Genomic DNA, 25720 nt, shown 5'->3' with positions numbered 1-25720 from the left:
GCGCTTACCCGCCGTTCGCTGCGCCAGGAGACGCAGCGCCGCCGCCCGTCTGCAGCACAGTCCGGTCACGCACGACGATCGGTGCGCCATCGCGCACCCGGATCAGGCCGTCCGTGATGATCTGCTCGCCCGGCTCCAGCCCTGCGATCACCTCAACCTGGCCGTCCTGGCGCAGGCCGACCTGGATCTGGCGGCGCTCGGCCACAAGCTGGCCATTCTTGTCGGCGGCGACATAGACGAAGCTGTTCGGTCCGATCGGCTCAATGGCTTCTTCCGGCACGGAGAGGGCCCGGCGCGGATCGGCCAGCAGCGTCACTTTCATGAACATGCCCGGTTTCAGCAGCCGGTCCGGATTGGGCAGGATGGCCCGCACGCGGATCGAGCGGGTCACGGGGTCGATGCTGGCGCCGACCGTGTCTACCGTGCCGTCGAACGACATGCCCGGCAGGTCGTCTGTCTGAACCTGCACCTCGGTGCCTTTGCGGACGGAGCGGAGGAAAATGGACGGCACGGAAAAGTCGAGCTTCATCTCGCTGTCGTCGATCAGTTCGGCCACGACATCGCCGGCGCGGACGTAGGAGCCGACGCTGACAAGGCGGAAGCCGAGCACGCCGTCAAACGGCGCGACCAGGACACGGTCCTTCTGGCGCGACTGCACGGCGCGCAGCTGGGCGTTCGCGGCGCTCAAGTCACGTGCGGCCTCGTCCAGTGCGGACTGGGAGACGGTGCGCTCCTTGGCCAGTTGCTGGGTACGCTCAAACCGCTGACGGGCTTCATTGGCAGTCGCCTCGGCAGCATCGACCAGCGCAGCCTGTTCACCCTGGGCGAGGGAGAGCAGCGTCTTGCCTTTGGTCACCCGGTCGCCATCGTCGAAATAGATGGCCGTCACACGGTCGGCGACGTTCAGCGTCAGGTCCACGCTTTCGCGCGCTTCCAGCGTGCCGAGGGCTTCGATGTGCATGGAGAATTCGGTTTCCTGCACGGGCGACGTGAACACACTCGCCGCGCCCGGGCCGCGCTGGGCTTCTGCCACCTGCGCACCCGCCGTGGTGATCACGGCCAGCGCAGCCGCAGCCACCTGCCAGTGTCCGAAAATCCGGAAATTCATAATTACTCTATCCTGTCCGGCGGTTACACCGCCTGTCCATATTGGTTCGGGCCGGCCATGCATTGCACAACCAGCCTCCAAATCGCCCGTACCTGCAAAGATAGTCCAAACAGACCAAAGTCCAGAAGAGGTTTGTTGCGCCTGCACAATTTTTCGTGAATTTGCGGCTTATACGGATTCATTTTTCTCTTGAAGGTTGCAAGATAGGCGAACTCATACCTATTACGTGCTAATGAACGCATTGGACGCGTTACTTTAGGAGGAACCATGCTGGGTGGGATCGAAGCAGGCGGCACTAAAATCGTTTGTGCAGTCGGAAGCAGCCATGACCAAATTTTGGCCAGCGAAACCGTCCCGACGGCAGACCCGGCCGCGACCTTCCAGCGGGTGTGTGCCTTTTTCGACCAGGCGCAGGCCCATCACGGGCGGATCGCCGCAATCGGGGTCGCCACCTTCGGCCCGGTCGACACAGACCCCGGCTCACCGGCCTATGGCACCCTCAAGCGTACCCCGAAGCCGGGCTGGTCCGGCGCAAACTGGATGGACGGGCTGAACCGCCTGCCCTGCCCGGTCGCAGTCGACACCGACGTCAACGGCGCAGCGCTCGGCGAGTGGCAGCTCGGTGCCGGGAAAGACCTTGGCACGCTGGCCTATGTCACGGTCGGCACAGGCATCGGCGTCGGCATTCTGAACCATGGCCGCCCGCTGTCCGGCATGGGGCATTTCGAGATGGGGCACATCTACCCGCCGCATGATTATGAGTCCGACCCGTTCCCCGGCCGTTGCCCGTTTCACAATGACTGCCTGGAAGGCCTCGCCAGCGGACCGGCCATCACGGACCGCTGGGGCCTGACCCTGTCGGAAATGCCGAGCGGCCACCCCGCATTCGAGCTTCAGGCAGGCTACCTCGCCCATCTCGCCGCGACGATCGTCCTGACCCATATGCCCGAACGCATCATCTTCGGCGGCAGCGTGATGAAAGCGCCCGGCCTGCTGGAGCGGGTCCGCACGGCAACCCGCGCCCTGCTGGCCGACTACCTCTCCTGCAGCCCGGCGGGCGGGGACCTCTCGGACTATCTCGTGCCGCCGGCTCTTGGCGACCGGTCCGGCATCACAGGCGCCCTGTACATGGCCGAGGCCCGCGCTAGCGGCCTCCGCCACGAACGCACTCTCTAGGTCAGAGCGCGCCCTTCAGATCCTTCATCACACCGGAGAAATCGAGCCCGGAATGGCCGCGCGCGTCGAGGTCGCCATAGACCTTCTCGGCCATCTCGCCGAGCGTGATCTTCGCGCCAGCCGCCACCGCGGCCTCATGTGCGAGCTTCAGGTCCTTAAGCATCATCGCCACGGCAAAACCCGGCTTGTAGTCCCGGTTCGCAGGTGAGGTCGGCACCGGCCCCGGCGCCGGGCAATAGCTCGTCATGCTCCAGCACTGGCCGGACGAGACCGACGAGATGTCAAAGAAGGTCTGCGCGTCGAGGCCCAGCTTTTCAGCGAGGTTAAACGCCTCGCACGTGCCGATCATGGAGATGCCGAGCAGCATGTTGTTGGCGATCTTCGCCGCCTGCCCGTTGCCGCTGCCACCGGCATGGAAGATGTTCTTGCCCATCGCGTCGAGGATCGGCTTGGCCTTTGCGAAGGCCGCATCCGGGCCGCCCGCCATGAAGGTGAGGGTGCCCGCATCCGCCGCCGCCGTGCCTCCGGAGACCGGCGCGTCGACCATAAGGAAGCCGCCCGCCTCGGCCTGCTTGGCTGCCTCCCGCGCATCCTCCACCGCGATGGTGGAGCAATCGATGAACAGCATGCCCGGCTTCGCATTCGCCGCGACACCATTGTCACCGAAATAGACAGACAGCACATGCTTGCCCGCGGGCAGCATGGTGACGACCACATCCGCCGCCTTCACGGCGTCCGCCAGCGACAGCGCGGGCAGAGCGCCATGCGCCGCCGCGGCCTGCACTGCCGCCTCGTTCAGGTCGAAGGCGTGTACCTCGTGCCCGGCATTGCAGAGATTGGCACACATGCCCGAGCCCATATTGCCGAGCCCGATGAATGCGATCTTTGTCATGTTTTTCTCCCTTTGGGCCCTTCACGAGCGCTCATGCTGAGCGAAGTCGAAGCATGTGCGCGGGCTCTCCTGAGCCCGCCACACGAACCGGAACCCATCCTTCGACTTCGCTCAGGATGAGTTCCTCCGGCATCACTTATCCTTGAAGTCCGGCGCGCGCTTCTCAACGAACGCGCTCATGCCTTCCTTCTGGTCGGCGGTGCCGAACAGGCCCTGGAACAGGCGGCGTTCGAACTTCACACCTTCCGTGGTCGGCAGTTCCAGCGCCCGGCCGACCATTTCCTTCGCTGCCATCAGCGACGGGATGGAGAAGCCGGCGATTTCCTTCGCCGCTGCCATCGCCTCGTCCATCAGCTTGTCGTGTTCCACAACGCGGGAAACGAGCCCGATCCGGTCGGCTTCTGCGGCGTCGATCATGCGGCCGGTCAGCACCATATCCATCGCCTTCGCCTTGCCGACAGCTTTCGTCAGGCGAATGGAGCCGCCCATGCCCGGCGTCACGCCCAGCTTGATTTCCGGCTGGCCGAACTTCGCCTTTTCGGACGCGATGATCATGTCGCACATCATGGCCAGCTCACAGCCGCCGCCAAGTGCGAAACCGTTCACCGCCGCGATCACCGGCTTGCGGCACGCCGCGAACCGGTCCCACAGGCCGAAGAAATCGTCGACATACATATCGGAGAAGCTCTGCGGCTGCATCTCCTTGATGTCCGCGCCCGCGGCAAACGCCCGGCCTTCACCCGTCAGGACACTGACAGCAATGTCCTTGTTCCGGTCGATCTCGCCGAAGACATGCGCCACTTCGCTCATGACTTCCTGGTTCAGCGCGTTGAGGCTCTCCGGCCGGTTGATCGTGACCAGCGCAATGCGATCATTATGTTCGAAAGTTATGGTGTCGTAGGTGTTCATGAAATCCTATCCCATCGTCGGAATGATGAAGGCCTGGTCGCCGATGTCGCCTTCCGGCCAGCGCTGGGTGATCGTCTTGATCTTCGTCCAGAACCGCACGCCTTCCGGGCCATGCTGGTTCGTATCGCCGAATGCCGAGCGCTTCCAGCCCCCGAAGGTGTGATAGGAGACCGGCACCGGGATCGGCACGTTCACGCCGACCATGCCGACATTCACCTGCGCCGCAAACTCACGCGCCGCGCGGCCGTTCGAGGTGAAGATCGCGCAGCCGTTTCCGTACTGGTGATTGGAGGGCAGCGCCGCGGCCTCTTCCAGAGACTCCGCGCGCACCACCTGCAGCACCGGCCCGAAGATCTCTTCCTTGTAGGACTGCATGTGCGGCTTCACATTGTCGAACAGGTTCGGCCCGATGAAGTATCCGCCCTCGGCGCCCTGCATGGTCAGGCCCCGGCCATCCAGCTTGAGGTCTGCGCCCTCGTCCACACCCATCTGGATGTAGCTTTCCACCTTCGCCTTGTGCGCGGCGGAAACGACCGGCCCGTAATGCGCGTCCGGATCGGTGGAGACGCCAACCTTGAGGCCGCGCGCCGCGTCCAGCATGCGCTCGACGAATTCGTCGCCCGTCTTCTTGCCCACGGTCACGGCCACCGGCAGCGCCATGCAGCGCTCGCCAGCCGAGCCATAGGCCGCGCCGACGATGTCCTTGACGGCCTGCTCCATGTTCGCGTCCGGCATGATGATGCCGTGGTTCTTCGCGCCGCCCATGGCCTGCACACGTTTGCCGTGCGCCGTGCCGGTCGCGTAGACATATTGTGCGATGTCGGACGATCCGACAAAGCTGACGGCCTTGATCTCCGGATGCTTCAGGATGGCATCGACGGCCACCTTGTCGCCGTTGACGACGTTCAGCACGCCTTCCGGCGCCCCGGCTTCCAGCAGCAGCTCCGCCAGGCGCATCGGCACCGACGGATCTTTCTCCGACGGCTTCAGGATGAAGGTGTTTCCGCAGGCGATCGCCACGGCGGCCATCCAGCACGGGATCATGGCGGGGAAGTTGAACGGCGTGATACCGGCCACCACGCCCAGCGGCTGGCGCATGGAATAGACGTCGATGCCCGGGCCGGCGCCCTCGGTATACTCACCCTTCTGCAGGTGCGGGATGCCGCAAGCGAACTCGACCACGTCGATGCCGCGCTGCACGTCGCCCTTGGAGTCGGCCACCACCTTGCCATGCTCGGAAGAGAGCAGCTCGGCCAGCTCATTAATGTTCGCTTCCAGCAGGCGCTTGAATTCGAACATCACGCGGGCGCGGCGCTGCGGGTTCATCACCGACCAGGCCGGGAAGGCCTCTGCGGCATTCGCCACCGCTGCATCCAGTTCGCCTTCGGTCGCCAGCGCGACACGGGCCTGCACCTCGCCGGTGTTCGGATTGTAGATGTCGCCGAACCGGCCGGACGTGCCGGTCACGCTCTTGCCGCCGATGAAATGATGCACTTCGCGCATAATGAACTCCCTTGAATGATGACGGGAATGGATCCCGTGGAATTTTCACGGGCATAGATCCCTGACTTTGACGGGACCGTAAAGCGCGCGTAATTTCAGGTAAATGGACAATATCGCAGCTACCAGCTGCGTATTTGCAGGCAAAATGCGAAAGAACAGGCCACCATGAACTGGGACGATCTCCGCCTCCTCCTCGATGTCAGCCGCCATCCGCGCCTGGCCGATGTCGCCGCGCGCACGGGCCTCGACGCCACCACGATCAGCCGCCGCCTGCGACGGCTGGAAACAGACCTCGGCCTTGAACTGTTTGAACGCACGCCGAAAGGCCATCTGCTGACGCCTGCCGGTCAGGCCGTTGCCGACAAGGCAGAAGGACTGGAACACTCCGCAGCAGAGATCGCCAGCCTGTCGGAAAGCGAAGGCCCGCTCGCCACGGGGCGCGTGCGCCTTGGCGTCACCGAGGGGCTTGGCAGTCTTCTACTCGCCCCGGCCATGGCCCGCTTCGCCGTTCAGGCGCCGCATGTGGGGCTCGACATCATCGCCGTCTCCGGCTTCGTCTCCGTGCCGAAGCGCGAGGCGGACATGTCGATCATGCTGACGCGGCCGAAAGCCGGCCGGCTGAAAGTGCGCAAACTGTCGGACTATGTGCTGCACCTCTACGCCCATCCGGACTATCTCGCCCGCACGCGCGCGGTCACCGCCGTCGCCGACCTCGCGGAGCATGACCTCATCGGCTATGTCGATGACCTGATCTATTCCTCGCAGCTGCGCTATCATGAAGACATCGCGCCAGGCCTGACGCCGCGCTTCTGCAGCCCCTCCATCGTCGCCCAGTGGCAGATGGCGCGCGAAGGCGCCGGCATCGCCGTTCTGCCGCACTTCATCGCCGGGAACGATCCGCAGCTCGTCTCCGTTCTGCCGGAGGCCGTCTCCCTGCAGCGCAGCTTCTGGCTCGCCGTGCATGAAGACGTCCACGCCACCTCCCGCGTACGGGCGGTGGGCGATTTCCTGGATGAGTTGTTCGCGGACTCGGCCGCCCGGCTCACCGGCGCCGCCTGAGCCCTCACCTCCGGGAGGGGGAGGCACCGCTACGGGGGAACAGCGGCTGGAGGTGAGGGCGAGGCGGGTCTTCCGGGAGGAAGCTAGAATGCCGCGCGGATGCCGACGCGGATGTTGCGGCCCGGTGCAGGCACGACGTCTTTCAGCACGCTGGTGGAATAGCGGATTTCCTCATCCGTCACATTGCGCGCGTCGACGAACAGGGTCGTGCCATCCTTGCCGAAGCCAAGCTCGGCGAGGTTCAGGTCCGCCCGCAGATCCAGCTGCGTGTAGCCGTCGGTCGGCAGCTCGCCCGTCGCGATGTCGGTCTGATCGTCCGCCCACGTCACATGGGCGCCGGCCGACCAGAGGCCCCAGTCCGCTTTCGCACCGGCATTGATCGTCAGCGGCGGCATCAGGGGCACATTACCGCCGGAATCCAGCTCGCCGTCGACGACATCAATGCCGCCATCCAGCGTCCAGTCTGCCTTCAGCAGGCCTTGCGGGATGTAGGCCTGGCCATAGATCTCCGCGCCGGTGAAGGTCGCGTCTTCCTGGCTGAACAGGTAGACCGGCAGGCCATCGACCTCTGCAGCCCCTTCATAGAGGCCGGGCGCGAGATAGATGAAGCCGTCAAACGAGGTGCGGAACAGGTTCACGCCGAAACTGGCATTGGCGCTTTCCCAGCGCGCCGTCGCCTCGATGTTGAGGCCTTTTTCCTTGTCCATGCCCAGATTGCCGACCTCATATTGCGCCGTCGCGAGGTGGGCGCCATCGGCATAGAGTTCGCTCTCGTTCGGCGCGCGCTCCGTGTGGGAGACCTGCAGGCCGACGAACCAGCCATTGTCCCAGTGCTGGTGCGCCCCGGCGGATGCGCTGAACAGGTCGAAATCGGTATCGCCTGCCGCATTGCCGCGTTCGGCATTCTCGATCCGCGCGCCGCCTTCGAGGCCGAAGCCGTTCTCCCAGTCGATCGTCTCATACAGGAAGGCGCCAAGGCTGTTGGAGGAGGTCGGCGTGATAAAGGCCTCATCGCCATAGGCGCCGAGGTCCTTGTCTGTATACTGCACACCGAACGCACCTTTCACGAGGCCAATCTCGTGGCTCGCCTCGACGCGGGCTTCGGTGCCGTCTGTCTTGTAGACCGTGCCCGGCTCGCCCGGCGCTTCGAACTCGGTGTGTTCGTAATCGGCCTGCGAGACGGTCGCCGTGATCTCTTTCAGGAAACTGTTGTCGAACTGGATGCCGCCGCGCATGTCATAGCGCGTCTGCTCCATGTCGATGAAGGGCATTTCCTCTGCGGCTTCGGCGTCGCCGGCATCGCCGTCCTCGTCGCCATGCTCATGGGCAGAGCCCGGCAGGCCATACTGCGCCTGCTGCTGGCGCACGGCCACGCCAAGGAAGGCGTTCTCTCCGATCCAGGAAACGCCGCCGGCCATGGAGGTCGTCTGGGCGAAGGAGTTCTCCAGCGTCCCGGAGGCGTGCTCTTCTTCCTCATGCGCCGGGCCTTCCTCGGCCTCTTCCTGCGCATGCAGCCGGGCCGACTCGGCCATGCCCGGAATGTCGTAATTGCCGAAATCGCGGGCTGAGCCTGTCAGGGTGAAGACGAATGGCCCCTGCACCATCTGGCCGCGCCCGGCCACTTCGGTGCCTTCGCTCACACTGTTATAGGCGCTGAACAGGTCCACCGAGGCCGGGTCTTCCGGCAGGCTCTCTGACAGCAGGCCGTCGATCACATTGACCACGCCGCCAATCGCCTGCCCGCCATAGGCCAGCGCCGCCGGGCCGCGCAGGATTTCGATCTTCTCCGCGTCGATGCCGTCGGCCGCTGCCTGGTGGTCAGGCGAGGCGGCGGAGACGTCGATCACGCCGATGCCATTGGTCAGCACCTGCACCCGCTCTGCGCCGAGGCCGCGCAGCACCGGCCGGCTCGCGCCCTGGCCGAAGAAGGTGGTGGAAACACCCGGCTGGCGGTCCAGCGTATCGCCCAGCGTCGGGCCCAGCGTCTCGATAATGCCTTCCCGGCCGATCGAGGTCGCATTGCCGATCAGTTCGCCTTCCAGCCTGTCCGGCCCCGGTGCGGTCACGATGACCGACTGCTGGCGCAGGTCTTTGTCGTCCGGGGCATCGGCGTGGGCAAAACCGGCGAGGACCGCCGTCGAGGCAGCGAGGAGGAGGAGCTGTTTCATGAGGGAGGGAGGATCCGCTTGTTTAATTGTTATATTATTGCATTACCTTATCGGCAGACGCCGTCAAGCCACCCTCTAGGGAAAGTCCCCGGGTTTCAGCAGCGCCGGATCTGGGCTAGGCGAAGTCCGTTATGGTCATGCCATCGTCATGGCCTGTCCCGCCCTGATCACGCCACATCCAGCCAAAGCCGCGCCCAGTCTCATGATGATCACCGTTTCCGCCGTTCTCACGCCCGACCAGGTGCACAAAGTCACCCGCCTCGCCTCCGGCCTCAGCTGGCGTGATGGCGCCACCACCGCCGGGGCTGTCGCCCGCCAGGTGAAGCGCAACGAACAGGCAGACCTCTCCGGTGCCACCGGCACGGCGGTGAAGAAACTGCTGCAGGAAGCAATCGAGGGGCACCCCGTGCTGCAGGCGGCTGCCCAGCCGCGCCGCTTCTCGCCCCTGATGATCAGCCGCGCCAGCAAGGGCGGCGGCTATGGCCGGCATGTCGACAATGCCTTTATGGGCAAGGGCGACCGCCGCCTGCGCACCGACCTCTCTTTCACGCTTTTCCTGAGCGACCCCTCCACCTATGAAGGCGGCGAACTGGCCGTCGAGACCGCGGCCGGCGAGCACCTCGTGAAACCGGACGCGGGCGATCTCGTCCTCTATCCCTCCACCACGCTGCATGAAGTGCGCCCGGTCACATCCGGCGAGCGGATCGTCTGCGTCGGCTGGATCGAAAGCGCCGTGCGCGACGCAGCGGCCCGCGAAATCCTGTTCGACCTCGAAAACCTCCGCGCCACCCTCGGCCAGACCCACGACCCCCAGTCGCCGGAAATGCTGACCGTCGCGAAAACGATCTCCAACCTCCTCCGCCTCTGGGGCGACGCCTGAGGCAGGTCCGGCATAGACCGGCTTAGTCCGGTATAGTCATGATTGGTCATGCAGGGGCATGGCGTAGACGGATTTAATCCTGTGGCAGCCACCCCCGGTCACGTGTCATCCCGGAATTTGCGCAGCAAATATCCGGGACCTTCTCTCATGCCGCTTCATCCTTCGACTTCGCTCAGGATGAGTCCGCACTTCAGAAGCGCTCATGCTGAGCGAAGTCGAAGCACGAGCGCGGGCTGGCTGGGTCCCGGATAAGCGCTGCGCGCTTTCCGGGATGACGCGTGGAGGGGGCTATCCACCACCCAAACCACCCCATCCTGCTGCAGCCACGCCCCCAAAGACAAACTTATCCAACACCTCCGTCCCCTGACGTATAGTGCGGGCCATGTCACTCTTTCACCCTCCCTCGCACTTCCCGCCGCAGCTCGCTTTCCTCTGGCCCATCATCTGGGTCCAGGTGCTGATGCTGCGCGCGCAGATCCGCGCCGCCTATGGCCGCGGGGTGGTGTATCGCTGGAGCGTGACAGATAATCTTCGCGTCTATCTGGTCAGCATCGAGTGGATGCCGGGGCAGAAAACCGAACGCGCATGGCTGAAGCCGCGCGAGCATTTCAATGATCGCCTCGCCGCTGCGTGCGACGGTCGTGCGGCAGCACCCGCCTATCTCCACTTGCAGCCCCTCTCCCTCGGGAGAGGGGTTGGGGTGAGGGGCAAAGGCGCTTCCGCAAGTGCTGTACGTGCGGATATGGCTTACCCCCTCATCCCCAACCCCTTCTCCCCAAGGAGAAGGGGCTTAAACCTCCCCCTGCCGGAAACCTGAAACCGCAGCTAATCCAAAAAACCAGACCTACACCAAGCGCCTTCACGGGCGTCGTACGTGCTGGGCGCGACGGCATGTCTGGACAAGACCGCCAGAGCGCCCGACATTCGCGCCATGATTACAGGACCGACTTCTCACTCGTTCATGTCGCAGCGCCTGCGGCTCCATTATGTCGACTGGGGCAATGAAGGCGCCCCCACGCTGATCCTGCTGCATGGCGGGCGCGACCATTGCCGCAACTGGGACTGGGTGGCCCAGGAACTGCGCGACGACTGGCACATCATCGCGCCGGACCTGCGCGGCCATGGCGACAGCGCCTGGTCGTCGGACGGGGAGTACAGCCCCCGCGCAAACGTCTATGACCTCGCCCAGCTGATCCACCAGCTGAATGTCGGCCCGGTCCACATCGTCGCCCACTCCTATGGCGGCAACATCTCGCTGCGCTATGCCGGAATCTATCCGGAGATGGTGAAAAAGCTGGTCGCCATCGAAGGGCTGGGGCCGTCACCGAAAATGCTCGCCGAACGCTTCGCCATCGACCCGGACAAGCGGATGCGGGACTGGATCGAGGGCAAGCGCGCCGCCGCCGGCCGGGTGCCGCGCAAATATCCGTCGCTGGAAGACGCTTACAAGCGGATGAAAGAGGAGAATTCCTATCTGACCAGCGAGCAGGCCCGCCACCTGACCATTCACGGCATCAGCCAGAATGAGGACGGCACTTACTCCTGGAAGTTCGACAATTATTTCCGCGTCATGACGCCCTATGACATGCCGCAGGAAGAGCTGGAAAAACTCTGGGCGAACATTACCTGCCCGACCCTGCTGGCTTATGGCGAGAAGAGCTGGGCCTCCAACCCGGCCGAAGACGGGCGCGTGAAGCATTTCCGGAACGCGACCGTGAAACTCTACAAGGATGCCGGCCACTGGCTGCACCATGACAAGCTGGACGAGTTCGTCGCGGACCTGAAAGCGTTCCTCTAGGTCCTGACCATAGGTCACGACTGGTGCGCGCGTCCGTCCCGGGCCAGACTGGCGTGAAACATATCAGGAGGAACCCATGGCAGATCCGCTCTTCAGTCTGGAAGGCAAAGTCGCCCTCGTCACCGGCGGCAGCCGCGGCCTCGGCTATCAGATGGTGAAGGCCTTCGCCGAGCGTGGCGCCGATGTGATCATCGCCAGCCGCAAGGTCGAGGCCTGCGAGGAAGTCGCCGAGGAAGTCCGTGCCATGGGCCGCAAGGCGCTCGCCGTCGGCGCGCATTGCGGCAAGTGGGACGACATCGACCGCCTGATCGACATGGCCTATGAGGAATTCGGCCGCGTCGACATCCTCGTCAACAATGCCGGCATGGGCCCGATGGTGCCCAGCCATGAAGTGCCGGAAAACCTGTTCGACAGTGTCGTGAACCTGAACTTCAAAGGGCCCTACCGCCTTGCCTCCATCATCGGCGACCGCATGAAGAAGGATGGCGGCGGCTCCATCATCAATATCTCCTCCATCGCCTCTCTGGTGCCGATGCCCCGCGTCGTCTCCTATGCCGGTGCCAAGGCCGCGCTGAACGCGATGACCACCAGCTTTGCCCGGGAATACGGCCCGGAAGTGCGCGTGAACTGTATCGCAGCCGGCCCCTTCCTGACCGACATCTCCAAGGCCTGGACGGAAGAGGCGCGGGAAAAATCCGACAATGCCCTCGGCCGGCCGGGTCGTCCGGAAGAGATCGTCACCGCCGCGCTTTATCTCGCCTCCGATCATTCCAGCTTCACCACCGGCTCGATCATCCGCGTCGACGGAGGCCCGTGATGTCGTCCGAACACCTGCTGGACCCGGAGCTGAAGGATTTCTTCCTGTCCATGCCGCCGCTGACCCTGTCGCGGGAAGCGATGCCCGCCATCCGCGAGGCGCGCGAGAAGATGGCAAAGGAGCAGATGCCGCCGCTGCCGCCGGAAGTCTCCATCGTGCAGGAAATGGCACCGGGACGCGACGGCGCGCCGGATGTGCGGATGAAGATCTGCCGCACGCCGTCTGACCGCAAGGACCGCCCGGCCATCCTCCACCTGCATGGCGGCGGCTATGTGCTGGGCAGCCCGGAAAGCAACGCGCCGCAGCATTGCGCCTGGGCCAAGGGCATGGACGCGGTCGTCGTCGCGCCCGCCTATCGCCTCGCGCCGGAAACCGCCTATCCCGGCAATGTCGAGGATGCCTATGCCGCGCTCGCCTGGCTTTACAAAAATGCCGATCAGCTGGGCGTCGACACATCGAAGATCGCCGTGGCAGGGGAGAGTGCGGGCGGCGGCCTCGCCGCTGCGCTGGCGCTGCTTGTCCGTGACCGGAAAGAGTTCAGCTTCTGCTTCCAGTACCTGATCTTCCCGATGCTGGACGACCGCACCACGATCCGCGCCGACCTCTCGCCCATGTATGGCGAATATGTCTGGGACCGGGCGAAGAATTATTTCGGCTGGTCGGCCCTGCTGGGCGAAGCGCCGGGCGGGCATGATGTTTCGCCCTATGCCGCCGCCGCGCGCGCCGATGACCTGTCAGGCTTGCCGCCGACCTTCATCTCGACCGGCGCGATGGATCTCTTCACCGAAGAGAATCTCGACTATGCCCGCCGCCTGATGGCCGCCGGGGTGCCGGTGGAGCTGCACGTCTATCCGGGCGCGCCGCATGGCTTCATGTGGGTGCCGACTGCACGGGTCACGAAGCAATTCGCGCGCGATGCCCGCGAAGCGCTGGCGCGGGGAATCGGCGCGGCCTAGAAGCCGGCCGCGCGGGCCTCGTCCGCGGTGATCGCATAGACCAGGCTGGGCGGAGCCTCCGGCACATCGTCGAGCGTCTCGGTCTGGCGCATGCTCAGCTGCTCGAGAATCCGGACGGCGAGCGCATTGTCCGGCCGGACCAGGGCGTGAACCGCATCCGCCCGCAACTCCCCGAAAGCCACCCCGAAACAGGCGCGGCCGAGATCGTGGCCATAGCCCATGCCCCAGGTATCCCAGGCGAAGCGGAACCGGAAGATCAGGCGCTCCTTGCCATTGATCTGCCGGTAAGCCAGCCCGCCAAAGCCGATCACATGGCCCGGGTTCTCAGCCGTGGAAATGGCCCAGTTACCGAAGCCATGCTTCCACCAATGGTCCTTCATCGCCTGCAGCATCCGCCGGCTGGCATCCTTGTCGGCCAGCGGCCCGGACGGCGCATAGGCGGACACTTCCGGGTCGCCATAAATGTCGAAGTGGCGCCCGACGTCGTCCATGGTTGGCTCCCTCAGCACAAGAGGGCCAAAGTTTTCAACCTGGCTCATGAACGGCTTATCACACCTCTCCCGGAAAACTCCGGAACAGTCCTGATGCCCGCAAAGAGCGCTGTCAATTTCAACTGAAAGGAAAACTGTGAATCGTTCGCAACAGTAGGCCGGTCAGTCCTCCTTCAGGCCGAGTTCCGACAGCACATCATCGGTATGCTCTCCAATCGAAGGCGCGGGTGTGATTTCACGCTTCGGCTGTCCAACGAACTGGACCGGCGGCTGGGTTTCCCAATAGCCGCCCTCCGTCGGGTGCTCGCGGTGCTGGAAGAAGTTGACCGCCTTGAGGTGCGGATCGTCCTGCAGGTCCGGAAAATCGTTCGCCCGCGCGGCCGGAATATCGGCCTCGGCCAGCAGCTTCAGCCAGTGCTCGGTCGTGTGATTGACGAAATAGTGCTGCACTCGCTCCATCATGTAATCCATGTTGAAGAAGCGTCCGCGCCGGTCGGCAATCCGTTCGTCCTTCAGTTCTTCCGGCGCCCCCATCACATCGAACAGCTTCACCCAGCGCTGGTCCACATAAGGCGCGATGACGATATAGCCGTTTGCGGTCTGCAGAGGCTGGCGGCAGGGATCAACCTGGCGCTGGTAGCAGAAGGGGCCAACCGGCGGGTCGAACGCCGCTTCGTAGAAATGCTCTTCCAGCAGGAAGTGCGTGATGCATTCGAACATCGGTACTTCGACATGCACCGCCTCACCGGTCCGGTCGCGCTGGCGCAGCGCGGCGAGGGTCGCATAAACCGCGTGCAGGCCGGAGACCTTGTCGGCAAAGGCGGTCGGGATAAAGCGCGGCCGCGGATTGCCATCCACTTTCGGCAACAGGCTGGTCGCCGCAGACAGGCCCTGGATCAGATCGTCATAGGCCGGCCGCCCCGCATAAGGGCCTTCGGATCCAAAGCCGAGGCAGTGGACATACACAATGTCCGGCTTGATCGCCTTCACTTCCTCGAAGGTCAGCCCCAGACGGGCCACGGCATCCGGGCGGATATTGTGGATGAACACATCGCTGCGCTGGATCAGGCGCCGGATCGCTTCCTGGCCCTCCTCGGATTTCATGTCCCAGACGACAGACCGCTTTCCGCGATTGATCGTCATATGGCAGGGGCCCATGTGCCGGTTCTTCGCGTATTTGCCCACATTGCGGAAATCGTCGCCGCCGGCCGGCTCCACTTTCACAACGTCGGCGCCCATGTCAGCCAGGGTCTGTGTGCAATACGGCCCGAAGATCACTGTGGTCATGTCAGCAATACGAATGTCGGACAGCACATTGGTTCCCGGCATGGGCATCTCCCTGTTTTTCGGTACTCAATGGGCCAGCCCCGACAGCCTTGGCAAGGCCTGCCGCGTGGGGATTTCCTAGGGGAAACAGCTCAGGTGAGCAGTCCGACCGGGACGTCCAGCGCGTCTGACAGGCGTTTGGCGGTCTTCAGCCCATAGGGCATGCCACGCTCAATTGCGGAGATGTGATTGGCGCGGATGCCGCTCCGCTCGCCGAGTTCCTTCTGGGTCAGGAGCCGGTATTGCCGGACCGCGCGGACCGGATGCTCGCCCTGCTCGATCAGGTCCAGGACATCTGCGGGCACATTGGCCGGATCGCTGGCGCTGACCTCCCGGGCCAGACGGTCCAGGGTTTTCTCCAGGGACGCCACTTTCGCCTCAAGGTCCAGGACCTTGATCTCAAGGGAATACACAAGCTGAGGATCGCCAGACATATCGGAACGCCCCGTACCTTGGGCCTCTCAATATGTCTGTTCGTGAACGGTTTTTTGTCCGAGCGATTAATCTTATGTGACAGTCAGGAAGCCCGCATCAGGTCTGTCTGGTCATGCACATCCATGACGGCCATCCGCAGCTGGTCAGCCATCCAGTCGAGCGATTTGTTCACGCGTTCCACAGCATTGCGCTCCTCGCTGAGGACACTTTCCTCGCCGCGCGGCAGCCAGAAATAGGGGTTGGCTTCCCAGAGGACGACGCTGCCATCGGGGCGGATGCTATAGTCGACCGCGGCAAAATCCAGCCCAAGCGCCCGGACACCGTGGGCCAGGGTTCTGGCGTAGAGCGGATCGGTCTCGAAATAGGTCTTGTCCTCGCGGATCATGTCGTCGAACAGCTTGCGATTATAGCCGATCCGATGCGCCAGGCGCCGGCGCGGGCGGGCTTCGCGCTTAAGAAGGCAGTTGGACAGGCCGACCACCGGGCCAGACGCAAAGAACAGATGGCTCGGCATCACGGCATCGCCGAACACGAAGGCGCGGGCTTTGTGATGGTAGCGCCGGAACAGGCTGGACGGTTCCGCCCCTGCAGCCCGGTATTCACCCCGGATGTCGAACTTCTGGATTACCGCGACAGGAAACTCACACGTCTCCACGGCCCGGCGCACATCCGCTTCATTGCGGACGATCAGTACATCGCGCTGCGCATGCTCGACATCCGACCGGACGATACAGGTGCCGCCGAGATCCTTGCAGATCTGCGCAAGGTTTTCCGGCTTGTTCACAATCCGCGCCCGGGCCGACGGCACGCGTTCCTTGTGCCAGATCGCCGACTGGCGGGTCTTGGTCGTATTGCTCAGCGCTTCGGGGCTGTTGAGGATACGGATATTGGCTGACCGCGCCGCCGCAGCGATCTCCATCGCCTCCATGAAGCAGGCCGGATACTTCTCCCGCAGCGGATCGCCCAGCCAGAACAGGATGAGATCGACATTGGTCAGGTCGGCGGCGCCGGAACCTGTTTCATGCACACGAAACCGTGCCGCGAAAGCACGATCTGTCGCCTGAAGGCGCTCCATGAACACATTCCCGGTCGGCACGCCACGGCCACGGCCCGGACCATGAACCACGATCAGAATATCACCCTGAGTACCCATGAAGCCGCTGTGCCTACCTGTGCCAAATCGCTCCGGAATCAATTTCCGGTCACTTTCCGGTGAAGTCAGTCGCAACTTTCTTGCCAGTTGAGTGTGCTGTACTGGGCGGCGGCTTCCCCTGTATTTGCAACAGGATACGTAATTCTACGAGGTCCGCGGGGAGACGCTTAACCGCCCTTAACCGAATCGGCGGCACAGTCGGACCATCCCCACCGGAAGGAGGCTGGTATGTCCATCAAATGGGTTCGGCGCCGTGCACATGTCCGGCGGCTTTCATCGGGTGACAGCGTGCAGGTCGCCCCCAGCTGGGTCCCCGTTGAAGACAAGGGCGGGGACGCGAAGGGCGCGTCCTTCCATTCCGCCTGCCCGGTCTGCGATGCCCCGATCCTCAGCCTGCGCATGCCGAATGGCGGCTGGGTTCATTTCGAGCGCGGGATTGGCCTCTCCCGCCTGAAGCATCCCTGTTTCTATATCGGCGAAGACATCGCCAATGTCCGGGATGAAGCGACCGGCGACCTGTTCGACGACGCCTGAAAAGGAAATCGCGCAGGCGGCGGGCGCCTGCGCGATCCTTGCTGCCCTGCTGGAAGGGGGTCGTTAGGGCAGCAGTCCGGTCAGGCCTTCACCTCCGTGAGGCGCAGATAGGGGCGCAGCGTTTCCCAGCCCTGAGGGAACAGGGTCCTGGCTTCCTCATCCTTGATCGACGGCGGAATGATCACCTTCTTGCCAGGCACCCAGTCGGCTGGCGTTGCGATCTTGTTGGCGTCGCTGGTCTGGAGGGCATCGATGACCCGCAGGATCTCATCAAAGTTCCGGCCGACGGACATCGGATAGGTCATGGTCAAGCGGATCTTCTTGTTCGGATCGATAATGAAGACGGAGCGTACGGCCTGCGTGTCGCTCTGCTCCGGATGGATCATGTCATAGGTCTGCGCGATCTTCAGATCCTTGTCGGCGACGATCGGGAATTGCAGGTCTGTATTCTGGGTATCGTTGACATCGGCGATCCACTTGACGTGCTCTTCCACCGTATCCGTCGACAGGCCGAGCGGCTTCACGTTCCGCGCCGCGAACTGATCCGCCAGCTGAGCGGTTCGTCCCATCTCCGTGGTGCAGACCGGTGTGAAATCCGCCGGGTGGGAGAAGAAAAACACCCAGCTGTCGCCTGCCCAGTCATGGAAGGAAATCTCTCCCTTCTGGGTGGCGACGGTAAAGTCAGGAGCGGTGTCTCCGATACGCAATGACATGGCATAATATCCTTGAATTGAACTGTTGATCCTGTGTCCGGGTTTGGCCCTTCTGAATTCCGGGCCGCCTCCTGAGCTTTATGTGCTATTTAATATATTACTTTTCAAACTCATTCTACCGATGTCTGCCATAGAATGGATTTATGGGGGAAGCAGTCTTGGGACAGCTCTCCGGGCGCACTCACAAACCTTGATAAATCATCATATTTCTAGCGATCACCGGATCACCCACCCACTTTCTTGCTTCGTACCCGTAGAGTTACGGATTGACATGCATTGCCCGTTCGGTCGTAATAGTGGCAATAGTTTTGACACTTTTGTATGTCACAGACGACCGAAGCAGCGGAACTGCCGGGAGGAAACTGGAAACGTGCGACTGACGGCTTATACCAATTACGCGCTCAGAACGCTGATGTATTGCGCGCTACACCCGAACCAGCTTGTGCGCATTCAGGATGTTGCCGACGCGCACGGCATCTCCAAGGCACATCTGCTGAAAGCCGCGCGCCAGCTCGGCCAGCTAGGTTATCTTGAGAATGTCCGCGGCCGAACCGGCGGTGTGCGCCTCGGCCGTCCGCCGGAACGTATCATTATCGGTGAAGTCGTGCGCCATACGGAAGGCGACCTGGAAGTCGTCGAGTGCTTCAATCCGTCCACAAACACCTGCCCGCTCATCGGTGTCTGCAAGTTCAGCACGCTGTTCCGTGCCGGTTTGCGCGCTTTCTTCGCGGAACTGGACAAGGTGACCCTGGCCGACATGATCACGAACGGCCCCGTACTGATGGAACGGCTGGAGACCCATCGCGAGGCATTGGAGTCGGGCTGCTAGTCAGCGGCGGCTCCGTCTTTCACTTCCACCGCCTTGAAGCTGCCATGGCAGGCAGAACATTTCCCCATGGCGCTGCTGACAACCAGCTGGATCTCGTCCATCTCCGACGTCATGGCCATATCCGAAATGTCACTGAAGTCCTGACGCAGTGACCGGCCGAGCACGCGGAACCCTTCCGGGCTCTTCATTTGCACGGCCTGTCCCTGGCCATTGCCGCGCCGCAAGGCGCCTGCCGTATCGCGGATGGTTTCCCGGTCTTCTTCCGCGATGGCCGCACTGATTGTCTGCAGCCCTTGCAGGAAACCGAGCATTTCGGTGCTGATATGCGCCCGGTCATCCGCCGTATAGTACAGTGCGATACGGCCATCGGCCGTGCGTTCCGGACGCGCCGTTTCAGCCGCCAGCTCGCCGAGGTCGTCACTTGTGGACATAAAGCGCATCAGGCCAACGCCCATGATCAGTCCGAAAAAGATCCAGCCAAAGATTGCCAGTGTCTTGTTCATGTCTGTAGCGCTCCTTTCAGAAGCTCAGAACCGTCGCGCCTTCTACCGTGAAGACAGACGCAATATCCGGCGGCGGGCCAGCGCCGCCGGCATACCGCGATCAGTCGATCTCCAAATCGTTCTCGCCCGCTTCGCCCATGGACACTTCGTTCCACATGGCATTGAGGATGCCGAAGGTCAGCGCGAGGCCGAGGCCGAGGATCCAGCTGAAATACCACATATGCTTGTCCTTCCTCTTAATAGGTGCCTGGGGCGGTTGCTTCTTCTGTGGTCAGACGACCCCAGAGGACTTTGAACACCCAGGCAGTATAGGCCAGAATGATCGGAACGAAGATCACCGTCACGATCAGCATGATGAACAGGGTGAGGTGGCTCGATGAGCTGTCCCACACCGTCAGGCTGGCATCCGGATTGATCGAGCTGGGCAGGATGAAGGGAAACATCGAAGCCCCCACCGACGCAACGATACCCGTTGCGGCGAGGCCCGATCCGATCAGCGACAGAGATGTCTTGTTCTTCAACCCAACAAAAGCGAGCGCCGAACCGATAAAACCAAGCGCCGGAGCGAGGATCATCCACGGATACTTTCCGTAATTGGTGAGCCAGGCACCTGCCTCAACCACCACGTCCTTGCGAAGCGGATTGGCGACACCGTTCGGGTCCATGTCGGTCACGATACGGTAGCCCATGCCGGCCATGGCCAGCCAGACACCTGCCGCCGCGTAGAATACGATCACCAGCAGCGCCGCAATCTGGCCGAACTTCGCCGCCCGGTTCAGCACATGGCCATGCTCGATCTTGACGACGAGCCAGGAAGCCCCGTGCACCACCAGCATGGCGACCGACGCAAGGCCGCAAAGCAGGGCGAACGGGTTCAGCAGGCCGATCAGGCCGCCCGAATAGGTCGCACGCAGCGTGCGGTCGATGTCGAACGGTACGCCCTGCAGCACATTGCCGAGTGCCACGCCAAAGATCAGTGCGGGCACAAAGCCGCCGACGAACAACGCCCAGTCCCAGGACGTGCGCCAGGTCGTGCTTTCCCGCTTGGAGCGGTACTTGAACCCGACCGGTCTCAATATCAGCGCCGCCAGAACTACGAACATGGCCAGATAGAACCCTGAGAAGCTGATGGCGTAGACATAAGGCCATGCGGCAAACAGGGCGCCGCCGCCCGTGATCAACCACACCTGGTGACCTTCCCACATCGGGCCGATGGAGTTGATGACGAGACGTCGTTCCTTGTCCGTCTTTGCCACGAAGGGCAGCAAGGATGCGACGCCAAGGTCATAACCGTCCGTCAGAGCGTAGCCGATGAGTAGCACGCCGACGAGGCCCCACCAGAGGACTTTCAGCGTTGCATAGTCGAGAGGAAGTTCCATTGTCCTGTCCTCCTATTTGTCGAACTGGATTGTGCGCGGACGTGCCGGCACGGCTTGATCAGAAGTATCTTGGGTTCCGCCACCGATGCCCTTCGGCAGGATGCGAGCCCCCGGGCCAAGCTTCACAGCACGGATCATGAGGGAGATCTCGATCACGGCGAGCGTGCCATAAAGCAGCGTGAAGCCTACCATGGTCATGATGACCTGCGTTGCCGACAGGCTGGAGACGCCCATAAAGGTCGGCAGCACACCATCGATCACCCAGGGCTGGCGACCGGTTTCAGCAAGGAGCCAGCCGAGTTCCGCCGCAATCCATGGGAGCGGGATTGAGTACAATGCCAGATACAGGAACCAGCGCGGCACATTACGTTTCAGGCTGACGAAATAGAACGCCACGGCGAACACCGCGATGAACAGGAAGCCAATCCCGGCCATGAAGCGGAATGAGAAGAAAGCCATGGCCACATTGGGAACCGTATCCATGGCGGCCTTCTCGATCGTCGCACGGTCCGCCGTTGCCGGATCGTCGACATAGCGCTTCAGCAGCATCGCATAACCAAGGTCCTGCTTCGTCTGCTCAAAGATTTCCCGGGCCTCGATATTGTTCGGATCGTCGTTCAGCGTTTCCACGGCCTTGTAGGCGCGGATACCATTTTCGATCCGGTCTTCCGCGACAGCGACCAGCGGCAGGATACCTTCCACTTCACCATCCAGAGACCGCGTGGCGATCAGGCCCAGCACGTAGGGAACATGGATCGCATATTCGGTTTTGTGCTCAGCCTGGTTCGGAATACCGATCAGCGTCAGGCCTGCCGGGGCCGGTTCGGTTTCCCACATGGCTTCCAGCGCGGCGAGTTTCATTTTCTGGTTATCCGTCAGGGCATAACCGCTCTCGTCACCAAGCACGACAACCGACAGCGCCGAAAGGAGGCCGAAGCTGGCAGCAACAGCCATCGAGCGTTTCGCAAGACCGAGGTGCCGGTTCTTCAACACGTACCAAGCAGAAATGCCCAGAACGAAAACAGACGCTGTCACATAACCAGCGCTGACCGTGTGCACGAACTTTGCCTGCGCGACCGGGTTGAACAACACTTCCATGAAGTTGGTGACTTCCATCCGCATCGTGTCGGGATTGAACTCAGAGCCCACCGGGTTCTGCATCCAGCCATTGGCGATGAGGATCCACAGGGCCGACAGGTTCGAGCCGAGCGCGACGAGGAAGGTGACCAGCCAGTGCGCCGGACGGGACAGCTTGTCCCAGCCAAAAAACATCAGGCCGACCAGCGTCGCTTCCAGGAAGAAGGCCATCAGGCCCTCAATGGCCAGCGGCGCCCCGAAAATGTCGCCCACATAGTGAGAGTAATAGGACCAGTTCATCCCGAACTGAAATTCCATCGTGATACCGGTGGCGACACCCAGAACGAAGTTAATTCCGAACAGATTGCCCCAGAACTTGGTGGTGCGTCGCCACACCTCCTTGCCGGTCATCACATAAGCGCCTTCCATGACCACCAGCAGCATGGAAAGCCCAAGCGTCAGTGGCACGAAAAGGAAATGGTACATGGCTGTCAGCGCAAATTGCCAGCGCGACAGGTCAGCAACTAATAATTCAGGCATGGTCGTCTCCTGACCGCATAATCCCGCGGTCTCTCGTCTTCATGTCGGCACATTTATGCCTGGCAGCTTTAACAAACGATAGCGCAAAAAGTCGCATGCAATATAACACTTATAAGACCTAACTGTGCGCTATGCCGGAAACCTCTGATATTTCTGACAAAATACGGACCCGAGCCGCCCTTAAGCGGTGGACAGCGCCGTCGCAGCGCGCTGTCAACTTGGGCCTGCTGTGCCAGCTGGCGGCCATGGCCGGCTGGATCGCGATCGCATGGGGAATTGGACACGGTGTCAGCGCCATGGCCGCAGGCCGCCCGCCAGGGATGGGCCTGCTGGTCGCCGCAATCGGGGTTCTGGTCAGAGGTATCGCCGCGTGGGCCGGGGATATCCTGCTCGCGCGCGCCGGGCAAACCATGGTGAATACGGCGCGGGCCGATCTGTTCGAAACCCTGTCCAACGCCGGAGCCGGCTGGCTGGGCGGCGCCGACACAGGCATCCGGACGGCACAGATCATCGACCGGACGGCGAAACTTGAAGGCTATACCGCACATTGGCTGCCAGGCATGCGTCTGGCGGTGGCCGGACCGGTACTGATCCTGATCGCCGTCGCCACACAGACGTGGCTCTCCGCCGTACTGTTAATGGTGTCGGTCATGGTACTGCCGCTGTTCATCTGGCTGACAGCGAGTGAGACCGCCGCCCGCGCTAGGGCGCAGCAGGCCGCGCTGGACAGTCTCTCCGGTGCATTCCAGTCCCGCGCCGCCCAATCCGGTCTGATCCGCGCCTTTCGCGGCATCCGCCGGGAAACGGCCGCGCTGGAGGAAGCATCCAACCAGTTGCGGGACCGGACCATGGCGATCCTTCGAGTCGCATTTCTCTCCACGGCCGTGCTTGAGTTTTTTGCTTCGGTGTCCATTGCCCTTGTTGCCGTCTATATCGGCTTCAAACTGCTTGGCGTGTTTCCGTTCGGCACCGGCGAAACCCTGACGCTGGCAGAAGGGCTGACTGCGCTGATCCTCGCGCCGGAATTCTTCAGCCCGATCCGCAAACTATCCAGCCTGCATCACGACCGTGCCGATGCTTCCGCTGCAGCAGGAATGCTCTCTGCCTGGCTGGACCGCAGCGATGCGGTCCCGGTGAAGAAGCTTTCACCGCTCCCATCTGCGCCTGCACTTATCTTTGAAGATGTATCGCTTGGCTGGGGCGACGGATCACCCGTGGTCTCCGGTCTCACCTTTGAAGCATATCCGGGCAAGGTCACCGCCCTGAGCGGCCCTTCCGGCTCCGGCAAATCGACCGTCCTGCTGGCCCTGATCGGCCGGGCGCGATTGGTCAGCGGCTCTGTCCGGATTGGGGCGGAGCACCTGAACACCGGCGAAAGCCTCGCAGAGTCCATTGCCTATATCGGCCAGACGCCGTGGCTGATGGAAGGGACCATCCGGGAGAATATCGCGATCGCGCGGCCGGGGGCGACCGATGCCGACATCGCCGATGCTGCGCGTGAGGCAGGCATTCTCGACTTTGCGGACGACAGCCGCGGCGGTCTTGACCAGAAACTCGCACGTTTCGGGGCTGGCCTCTCAGGCGGTCAGCGCCAGCGGATCGCGCTTGCCCGTGCCTTGCTCCGCAGTGCTCCGATCCTGCTGATGGACGAACCTACGGCGCATCTCGACCCCGACGCAGAAGCCGGCTTCCTGCAGAAAATGAAGGCGCTGGCCACTTCCCGCACCGTTCTTGTCGCCACCCACTCAGATGCGCTGATCAGGGCGTGCGATACAGTTGTCCGATTAACGCCTCAAAACGTGCCGGAGGTGAGCGAATGCTGACGCTCTGGCGCCTTCTAGGCCGTCCGGCGAAGCGCCGTTTCGCCCTTGCCCTGCTGCTCTCGGCCCTGGCGGGCGCCTCCAGCATCGTCCTGCTGGGTCTCTCGGGTTGGTTTCTCACCGCTGCCGCCATCGCCGGGTCGGCAGGCGCGGGCTATGTTTTCAATCACCTTTATCCAAGCGCCGGTGTCCGCGCCGCAGCCTTCTCACGTGTGCTGACGAAATATGGCGAGCAGCTGATTGGCCACGACGCGACGCTCAGCCTGTCCGCGCGGCTCCGCCCCCGCCTCTTCGCCGCAAGCGCCGCAACGCAGCGCGGCTTCACTTCCATGCCGGCCAATGAACTCAGTACCCTGATCGATGATGTCGACGCAGCAGAGGCCGGCTTCCTGCGCGTCTACAGCCCTGCCGCCGCTGTTGTGGCAGGCGTGCTCGTCGCGCTCTGCTTTGTATTCGCCAGTGACTGGATCAGCGGCCTGATCGCCCTTGGCGCCTTCCTCTGTACCGGCTGGGCCTTCCCGGCGGCTGCCGTGAGACGGTCACATCAGGCGGCTGAATCACACGCCCGACAGGCGGAACTCGCAAGAGAGCAGACGTCCCGCCTCATAGAAAACGCGATGGAGCTGGACATTCTGGGTGCGATTGGCCGCGAAGCGGCTACGGCACAGAACAAGCTGGAACAGCAAGTCGCAGCGCGCGATGCCATTGAGGCCCCTTACCGCAATCTTGGCACGTTGACCGCAACCGTCGGGCTGGCCCTCGCCCTGCTCGTCCTCTGGCGCGCGGGTGAGGTACAGTCCGGTATCGCGATGGCAACCGGCGCCGCGCTGGCGTTGATGGCCGCCTTTGAATCCATCGGCGCGATGCTGAAGGTTTTCGATGCCCGCGCCCGGTCCGGCGTGGCGGCAGACCGGCTCGCTGCGCGCCTCTATCCGGAGGAAGCCAGCTGGGATCCTCCACTGGAATCGGCCAAAGCTCCCAGCAGTCTTTTCCCTGTTACAGCAGAAGGCCTGATGGCCCAGGCCGCGCCAACGGCTCCCATCGTCGGCCCTCTGCGCTTCTCGATAGAGCCCGGTACGCTGCTGCAGCTGATCGGACCATCGGGTAGCGGCAAAACCACAGTCGCCGAAGCGCTGATGCGCCTGCATCCGGTATCTCCGGGCATGCTCCGCTATGGACAGTCGCCAGCCGAAACCGTGCGCATTGCGAGCGTCCTTGCGCATATAGCAATCAGCCCGCAATTCCCTGCTTTCCTGCCGGGGACACTCGCCGACCAGACGCGCCTCGCCGCACCGGATGCGACAGATGAGCAGATCTGGAACGCCCTGCAGACCGCCTGCGCGGATAGGTTCGTTTCTGCAAAACCGGAAGGCCTGGAGATCCTGTTCGGAGAAAACGACCCGCCATTCTCAGGTGGTGAACTCCGCCGCATCGGACTTGCCCGGGCCCTTCTGGCCAAGCCGGAAATCCTGATCCTGGACGAACCCTTTGCCGGGCTCGAAGCCGAGCTTGCCGGCCGGCTTGCAGGCAACCTCACCGACTGGGCACAGGAAGCACCTCGCGCCCTTGTCGTTCTGGCTCACAAACGCCTCGACATGTCGTTCGATGGCTTACGACAGGAAGTTGTCCGCGTCGGCGGCGAGCCAGCCTAGCC

25 protein-coding genes are annotated in these 25720 nt (G+C 62.8%); 11 read left to right on the top strand and 14 right to left on the bottom strand.

Annotation, left to right across the window (positions count from 1 at the left end; genetic code table 11):
- Nucleotides 1-4 precede the first annotated feature (4 nt).
- Nucleotides 5-1108 carry an efflux RND transporter periplasmic adaptor subunit gene (locus HJA_RS05660; RefSeq protein ID WP_035579352.1) on the bottom strand — a complete coding sequence of 368 codons (1104 nt, stop codon included), beginning with the start codon at nt 1106-1108 and terminating at the stop codon, nt 5-7.
- 267 nt (nt 1109-1375) lie between these two features.
- Here HJA_RS05660 and HJA_RS05655 point away from each other — a divergent pair, with 267 nt between their 5' ends.
- Complete coding sequence (locus HJA_RS05655; RefSeq protein ID WP_035579349.1) at nt 1376-2284, top strand: ROK family protein; 909 nt, start codon at nt 1376-1378, stop codon at nt 2282-2284.
- Nucleotide 2285: 1 nt separating this feature from the next.
- Here the strand turns inward: HJA_RS05655 and mmsB are convergent, their stop codons facing one another.
- The 3 genes from mmsB to HJA_RS05640 form a co-directional block, all read right to left on the bottom strand.
- Entirely contained in the window at nt 2286-3176 is an 891-nt protein-coding gene (gene mmsB, locus HJA_RS05650; RefSeq protein WP_035579347.1) for a 3-hydroxyisobutyrate dehydrogenase, read from the bottom strand.
- Between the two features lie 132 nt (nt 3177-3308).
- A complete protein-coding gene (locus tag HJA_RS05645; protein ID WP_035579345.1) occupies nt 3309-4085 on the bottom strand; it encodes an enoyl-CoA hydratase-related protein in 777 nt (258 codons plus the stop codon).
- A gap of 6 nt (nt 4086-4091) precedes the next feature.
- Nucleotides 4092-5588: a CoA-acylating methylmalonate-semialdehyde dehydrogenase gene (locus HJA_RS05640; RefSeq protein WP_035579343.1), complete on the bottom strand. Its 1497-nt coding sequence runs from the start codon at nt 5586-5588 to the stop codon at nt 4092-4094.
- A gap of 165 nt (nt 5589-5753) precedes the next feature.
- Between HJA_RS05640 and HJA_RS05635 the strand changes: the two genes are divergently transcribed.
- Nucleotides 5754-6647 carry a LysR family transcriptional regulator gene (locus tag HJA_RS05635; RefSeq protein ID WP_035579341.1) on the top strand — a complete coding sequence of 298 codons (894 nt, stop codon included), beginning with the start codon at nt 5754-5756 and terminating at the stop codon, nt 6645-6647.
- Nucleotides 6648-6730: 83 nt separating this feature from the next.
- Here the strand turns inward: HJA_RS05635 and HJA_RS05630 are convergent, their stop codons facing one another.
- On the bottom strand, nt 6731-8815 hold the full coding sequence (locus HJA_RS05630) for a TonB-dependent receptor (RefSeq protein WP_035579339.1): 2085 nt from the start codon (nt 8813-8815) through the stop codon (nt 6731-6733).
- 202 nt (nt 8816-9017) lie between these two features.
- Between HJA_RS05630 and HJA_RS05625 the strand changes: the two genes are divergently transcribed.
- The 5 genes from HJA_RS05625 (at nt 9018) to HJA_RS05605 (ending at nt 13266) form a co-directional block, all read left to right on the top strand.
- On the top strand, nt 9018-9695 hold the full coding sequence (locus HJA_RS05625) for a Fe2+-dependent dioxygenase (protein ID WP_035579737.1): 678 nt from the start codon (nt 9018-9020) through the stop codon (nt 9693-9695).
- A 382-nt stretch (nt 9696-10077) separates the two neighbouring features.
- Nucleotides 10078-10512 carry a hypothetical protein gene (locus HJA_RS05620; RefSeq protein ID WP_035579337.1) on the top strand — a complete coding sequence of 145 codons (435 nt, stop codon included), beginning with the start codon at nt 10078-10080 and terminating at the stop codon, nt 10510-10512.
- 114 nt (nt 10513-10626) lie between these two features.
- Nucleotides 10627-11493, top strand: a complete 867-nt coding sequence (locus HJA_RS05615) for an alpha/beta fold hydrolase (RefSeq protein WP_035579336.1) — start codon at nt 10627-10629, stop codon at nt 11491-11493.
- 76 nt (nt 11494-11569) lie between these two features.
- On the top strand, nt 11570-12310 hold the full coding sequence (locus HJA_RS05610; RefSeq protein ID WP_035579334.1) for an SDR family NAD(P)-dependent oxidoreductase: 741 nt from the start codon (nt 11570-11572) through the stop codon (nt 12308-12310).
- Nucleotides 12310-13266 (top strand): alpha/beta hydrolase, encoded by a 957-nt coding sequence (locus HJA_RS05605; protein WP_035579331.1) that lies wholly within the window; start codon nt 12310-12312, stop codon nt 13264-13266. Before HJA_RS05610 ends, HJA_RS05605 begins: the two co-directional genes overlap by 1 nt.
- Here the strand turns inward: HJA_RS05605 and HJA_RS05600 are convergent.
- From HJA_RS05600 to HJA_RS05585, 4 genes are all read right to left on the bottom strand, one after another.
- On the bottom strand, nt 13263-13805 hold the full coding sequence (locus HJA_RS05600) for a GNAT family N-acetyltransferase (protein WP_035579328.1): 543 nt from the start codon (nt 13803-13805) through the stop codon (nt 13263-13265). The genes HJA_RS05605 and HJA_RS05600 overlap by 4 nt on opposite strands.
- A gap of 114 nt (nt 13806-13919) precedes the next feature.
- A complete protein-coding gene (locus tag HJA_RS05595) occupies nt 13920-15086 on the bottom strand; it encodes a CaiB/BaiF CoA transferase family protein (protein ID WP_035579326.1) in 1167 nt (388 codons plus the stop codon).
- A gap of 89 nt (nt 15087-15175) precedes the next feature.
- Entirely contained in the window at nt 15176-15517 is a 342-nt protein-coding gene (locus HJA_RS17900) for a helix-turn-helix domain-containing protein (RefSeq protein ID WP_051597404.1), read from the bottom strand.
- Between the two features lie 83 nt (nt 15518-15600).
- The gene (locus HJA_RS05585) at nt 15601-16671 is read right to left on the bottom strand and encodes an ATP-grasp domain-containing protein (RefSeq protein ID WP_035579324.1); all 1071 of its coding nucleotides are present in this window, start codon (nt 16669-16671) and stop codon (nt 15601-15603) included.
- A 228-nt stretch (nt 16672-16899) separates the two neighbouring features.
- Here HJA_RS05585 and HJA_RS05580 point away from each other — a divergent pair, with 228 nt between their 5' ends.
- Entirely contained in the window at nt 16900-17205 is a 306-nt protein-coding gene (locus HJA_RS05580; protein WP_035579322.1) for a hypothetical protein, read from the top strand.
- 80 nt (nt 17206-17285) lie between these two features.
- Here HJA_RS05580 and HJA_RS05575 read toward each other — a convergent pair whose 3' ends face one another.
- Nucleotides 17286-17918 (bottom strand): peroxiredoxin, encoded by a 633-nt coding sequence (locus HJA_RS05575; RefSeq protein WP_035579319.1) that lies wholly within the window; start codon nt 17916-17918, stop codon nt 17286-17288.
- A 370-nt stretch (nt 17919-18288) separates the two neighbouring features.
- Here HJA_RS05575 and HJA_RS05570 point away from each other — a divergent pair, with 370 nt between their 5' ends.
- Nucleotides 18289-18747 (top strand): Rrf2 family transcriptional regulator, encoded by a 459-nt coding sequence (locus HJA_RS05570; RefSeq protein WP_035579317.1) that lies wholly within the window; start codon nt 18289-18291, stop codon nt 18745-18747.
- Here the strand turns inward: HJA_RS05570 and HJA_RS05565 are convergent.
- The 4 genes from HJA_RS05565 to HJA_RS05550 all read right to left on the bottom strand — a co-directional run bounded on the left by HJA_RS05565 (nt 18744) and on the right by HJA_RS05550 (nt 22246).
- Complete coding sequence (locus tag HJA_RS05565) at nt 18744-19250, bottom strand: hypothetical protein (RefSeq protein ID WP_035579315.1); 507 nt, start codon at nt 19248-19250, stop codon at nt 18744-18746. The two genes, HJA_RS05570 and HJA_RS05565, sit on opposite strands and share 4 nt — an antisense overlap.
- A gap of 100 nt (nt 19251-19350) precedes the next feature.
- Nucleotides 19351-19470, bottom strand: a complete 120-nt coding sequence (gene cydX / locus HJA_RS05560; RefSeq protein WP_034765495.1) for a cytochrome bd-I oxidase subunit CydX — start codon at nt 19468-19470, stop codon at nt 19351-19353.
- 16 nt (nt 19471-19486) lie between these two features.
- Nucleotides 19487-20629 (bottom strand): cytochrome d ubiquinol oxidase subunit II, encoded by a 1143-nt coding sequence (gene cydB / locus HJA_RS05555; RefSeq protein WP_035579312.1) that lies wholly within the window; start codon nt 20627-20629, stop codon nt 19487-19489.
- A 12-nt stretch (nt 20630-20641) separates the two neighbouring features.
- Nucleotides 20642-22246: a cytochrome ubiquinol oxidase subunit I gene (locus tag HJA_RS05550; protein ID WP_035579309.1), complete on the bottom strand. Its 1605-nt coding sequence runs from the start codon at nt 22244-22246 to the stop codon at nt 20642-20644.
- 131 nt (nt 22247-22377) lie between these two features.
- Here HJA_RS05550 and cydD point away from each other — a divergent pair, with 131 nt between their 5' ends.
- A complete protein-coding gene (gene cydD / locus HJA_RS05545) occupies nt 22378-24069 on the top strand; it encodes a thiol reductant ABC exporter subunit CydD (RefSeq protein WP_081814550.1) in 1692 nt (563 codons plus the stop codon).
- Nucleotides 24063-25718, top strand: a complete 1656-nt coding sequence (locus HJA_RS05540) for an ATP-binding cassette domain-containing protein (RefSeq protein WP_035579307.1) — start codon at nt 24063-24065, stop codon at nt 25716-25718. Before cydD ends, HJA_RS05540 begins: the two co-directional genes overlap by 7 nt.
- Nucleotides 25719-25720 lie beyond the last annotated feature (2 nt).

The organism is Hyphomonas jannaschiana VP2 (assembly GCF_000685215.1).
In the GTDB taxonomy this organism is placed as follows: domain Bacteria; phylum Pseudomonadota; class Alphaproteobacteria; order Caulobacterales; family Hyphomonadaceae; genus Hyphomonas; species Hyphomonas jannaschiana.
The sequence above is the reverse complement of the archived record's forward strand: the minus strand, read 5'-3'. Positions and strand labels throughout refer to the sequence as shown.

Bases quoted from the DNA above. Each gene is read 5' to 3' on its own strand.
- HJA_RS05660 (WP_035579352.1), bottom strand. From the start codon at position 1,108: ATGAATTTCCGGATTTTCGGACACTGGCAGGTGGCTGCGGCTGCGCTG.
- HJA_RS05655 (WP_035579349.1), top strand. From the start codon at position 1,376: ATGCTGGGTGGGATCGAAGCAGGCGGCACTAAAATCGTTTGTGCAGTC.
- mmsB (WP_035579347.1), bottom strand. From the start codon at position 3,176: ATGACAAAGATCGCATTCATCGGGCTCGGCAATATGGGCTCGGGCATG.
- HJA_RS05645 (WP_035579345.1), bottom strand. From the start codon at position 4,085: ATGAACACCTACGACACCATAACTTTCGAACATAATGATCGCATTGCG.
- HJA_RS05640 (WP_035579343.1), bottom strand. From the start codon at position 5,588: ATGCGCGAAGTGCATCATTTCATCGGCGGCAAGAGCGTGACCGGCACG.
- HJA_RS05635 (WP_035579341.1), top strand. From the start codon at position 5,754: ATGAACTGGGACGATCTCCGCCTCCTCCTCGATGTCAGCCGCCATCCG.
- HJA_RS05630 (WP_035579339.1), bottom strand. From the start codon at position 8,815: ATGAAACAGCTCCTCCTCCTCGCTGCCTCGACGGCGGTCCTCGCCGGT.
- HJA_RS05625 (WP_035579737.1), top strand. From the start codon at position 9,018: ATGATGATCACCGTTTCCGCCGTTCTCACGCCCGACCAGGTGCACAAA.
- HJA_RS05620 (WP_035579337.1), top strand. From the start codon at position 10,078: ATGTCACTCTTTCACCCTCCCTCGCACTTCCCGCCGCAGCTCGCTTTC.
- HJA_RS05615 (WP_035579336.1), top strand. From the start codon at position 10,627: ATGATTACAGGACCGACTTCTCACTCGTTCATGTCGCAGCGCCTGCGG.
- HJA_RS05610 (WP_035579334.1), top strand. From the start codon at position 11,570: ATGGCAGATCCGCTCTTCAGTCTGGAAGGCAAAGTCGCCCTCGTCACC.
- HJA_RS05605 (WP_035579331.1), top strand. From the start codon at position 12,310: ATGTCGTCCGAACACCTGCTGGACCCGGAGCTGAAGGATTTCTTCCTG.
- HJA_RS05600 (WP_035579328.1), bottom strand. From the start codon at position 13,805: ATGAGCCAGGTTGAAAACTTTGGCCCTCTTGTGCTGAGGGAGCCAACC.
- HJA_RS05595 (WP_035579326.1), bottom strand. From the start codon at position 15,086: ATGCCGGGAACCAATGTGCTGTCCGACATTCGTATTGCTGACATGACC.
- HJA_RS17900 (WP_051597404.1), bottom strand. From the start codon at position 15,517: ATGTCTGGCGATCCTCAGCTTGTGTATTCCCTTGAGATCAAGGTCCTG.
- HJA_RS05585 (WP_035579324.1), bottom strand. From the start codon at position 16,671: ATGGGTACTCAGGGTGATATTCTGATCGTGGTTCATGGTCCGGGCCGT.
- HJA_RS05580 (WP_035579322.1), top strand. From the start codon at position 16,900: ATGTCCATCAAATGGGTTCGGCGCCGTGCACATGTCCGGCGGCTTTCA.
- HJA_RS05575 (WP_035579319.1), bottom strand. From the start codon at position 17,918: ATGTCATTGCGTATCGGAGACACCGCTCCTGACTTTACCGTCGCCACC.
- HJA_RS05565 (WP_035579315.1), bottom strand. From the start codon at position 19,250: ATGAACAAGACACTGGCAATCTTTGGCTGGATCTTTTTCGGACTGATC.
- cydX (WP_034765495.1), bottom strand. From the start codon at position 19,470: ATGTGGTATTTCAGCTGGATCCTCGGCCTCGGCCTCGCGCTGACCTTC.
- cydB (WP_035579312.1), bottom strand. From the start codon at position 20,629: ATGGAACTTCCTCTCGACTATGCAACGCTGAAAGTCCTCTGGTGGGGC.
- HJA_RS05550 (WP_035579309.1), bottom strand. From the start codon at position 22,246: ATGCCTGAATTATTAGTTGCTGACCTGTCGCGCTGGCAATTTGCGCTG.
- cydD (WP_081814550.1), top strand. From the start codon at position 22,378: ATGCCGGAAACCTCTGATATTTCTGACAAAATACGGACCCGAGCCGCC.
- HJA_RS05540 (WP_035579307.1), top strand. From the start codon at position 24,063: ATGCTGACGCTCTGGCGCCTTCTAGGCCGTCCGGCGAAGCGCCGTTTC.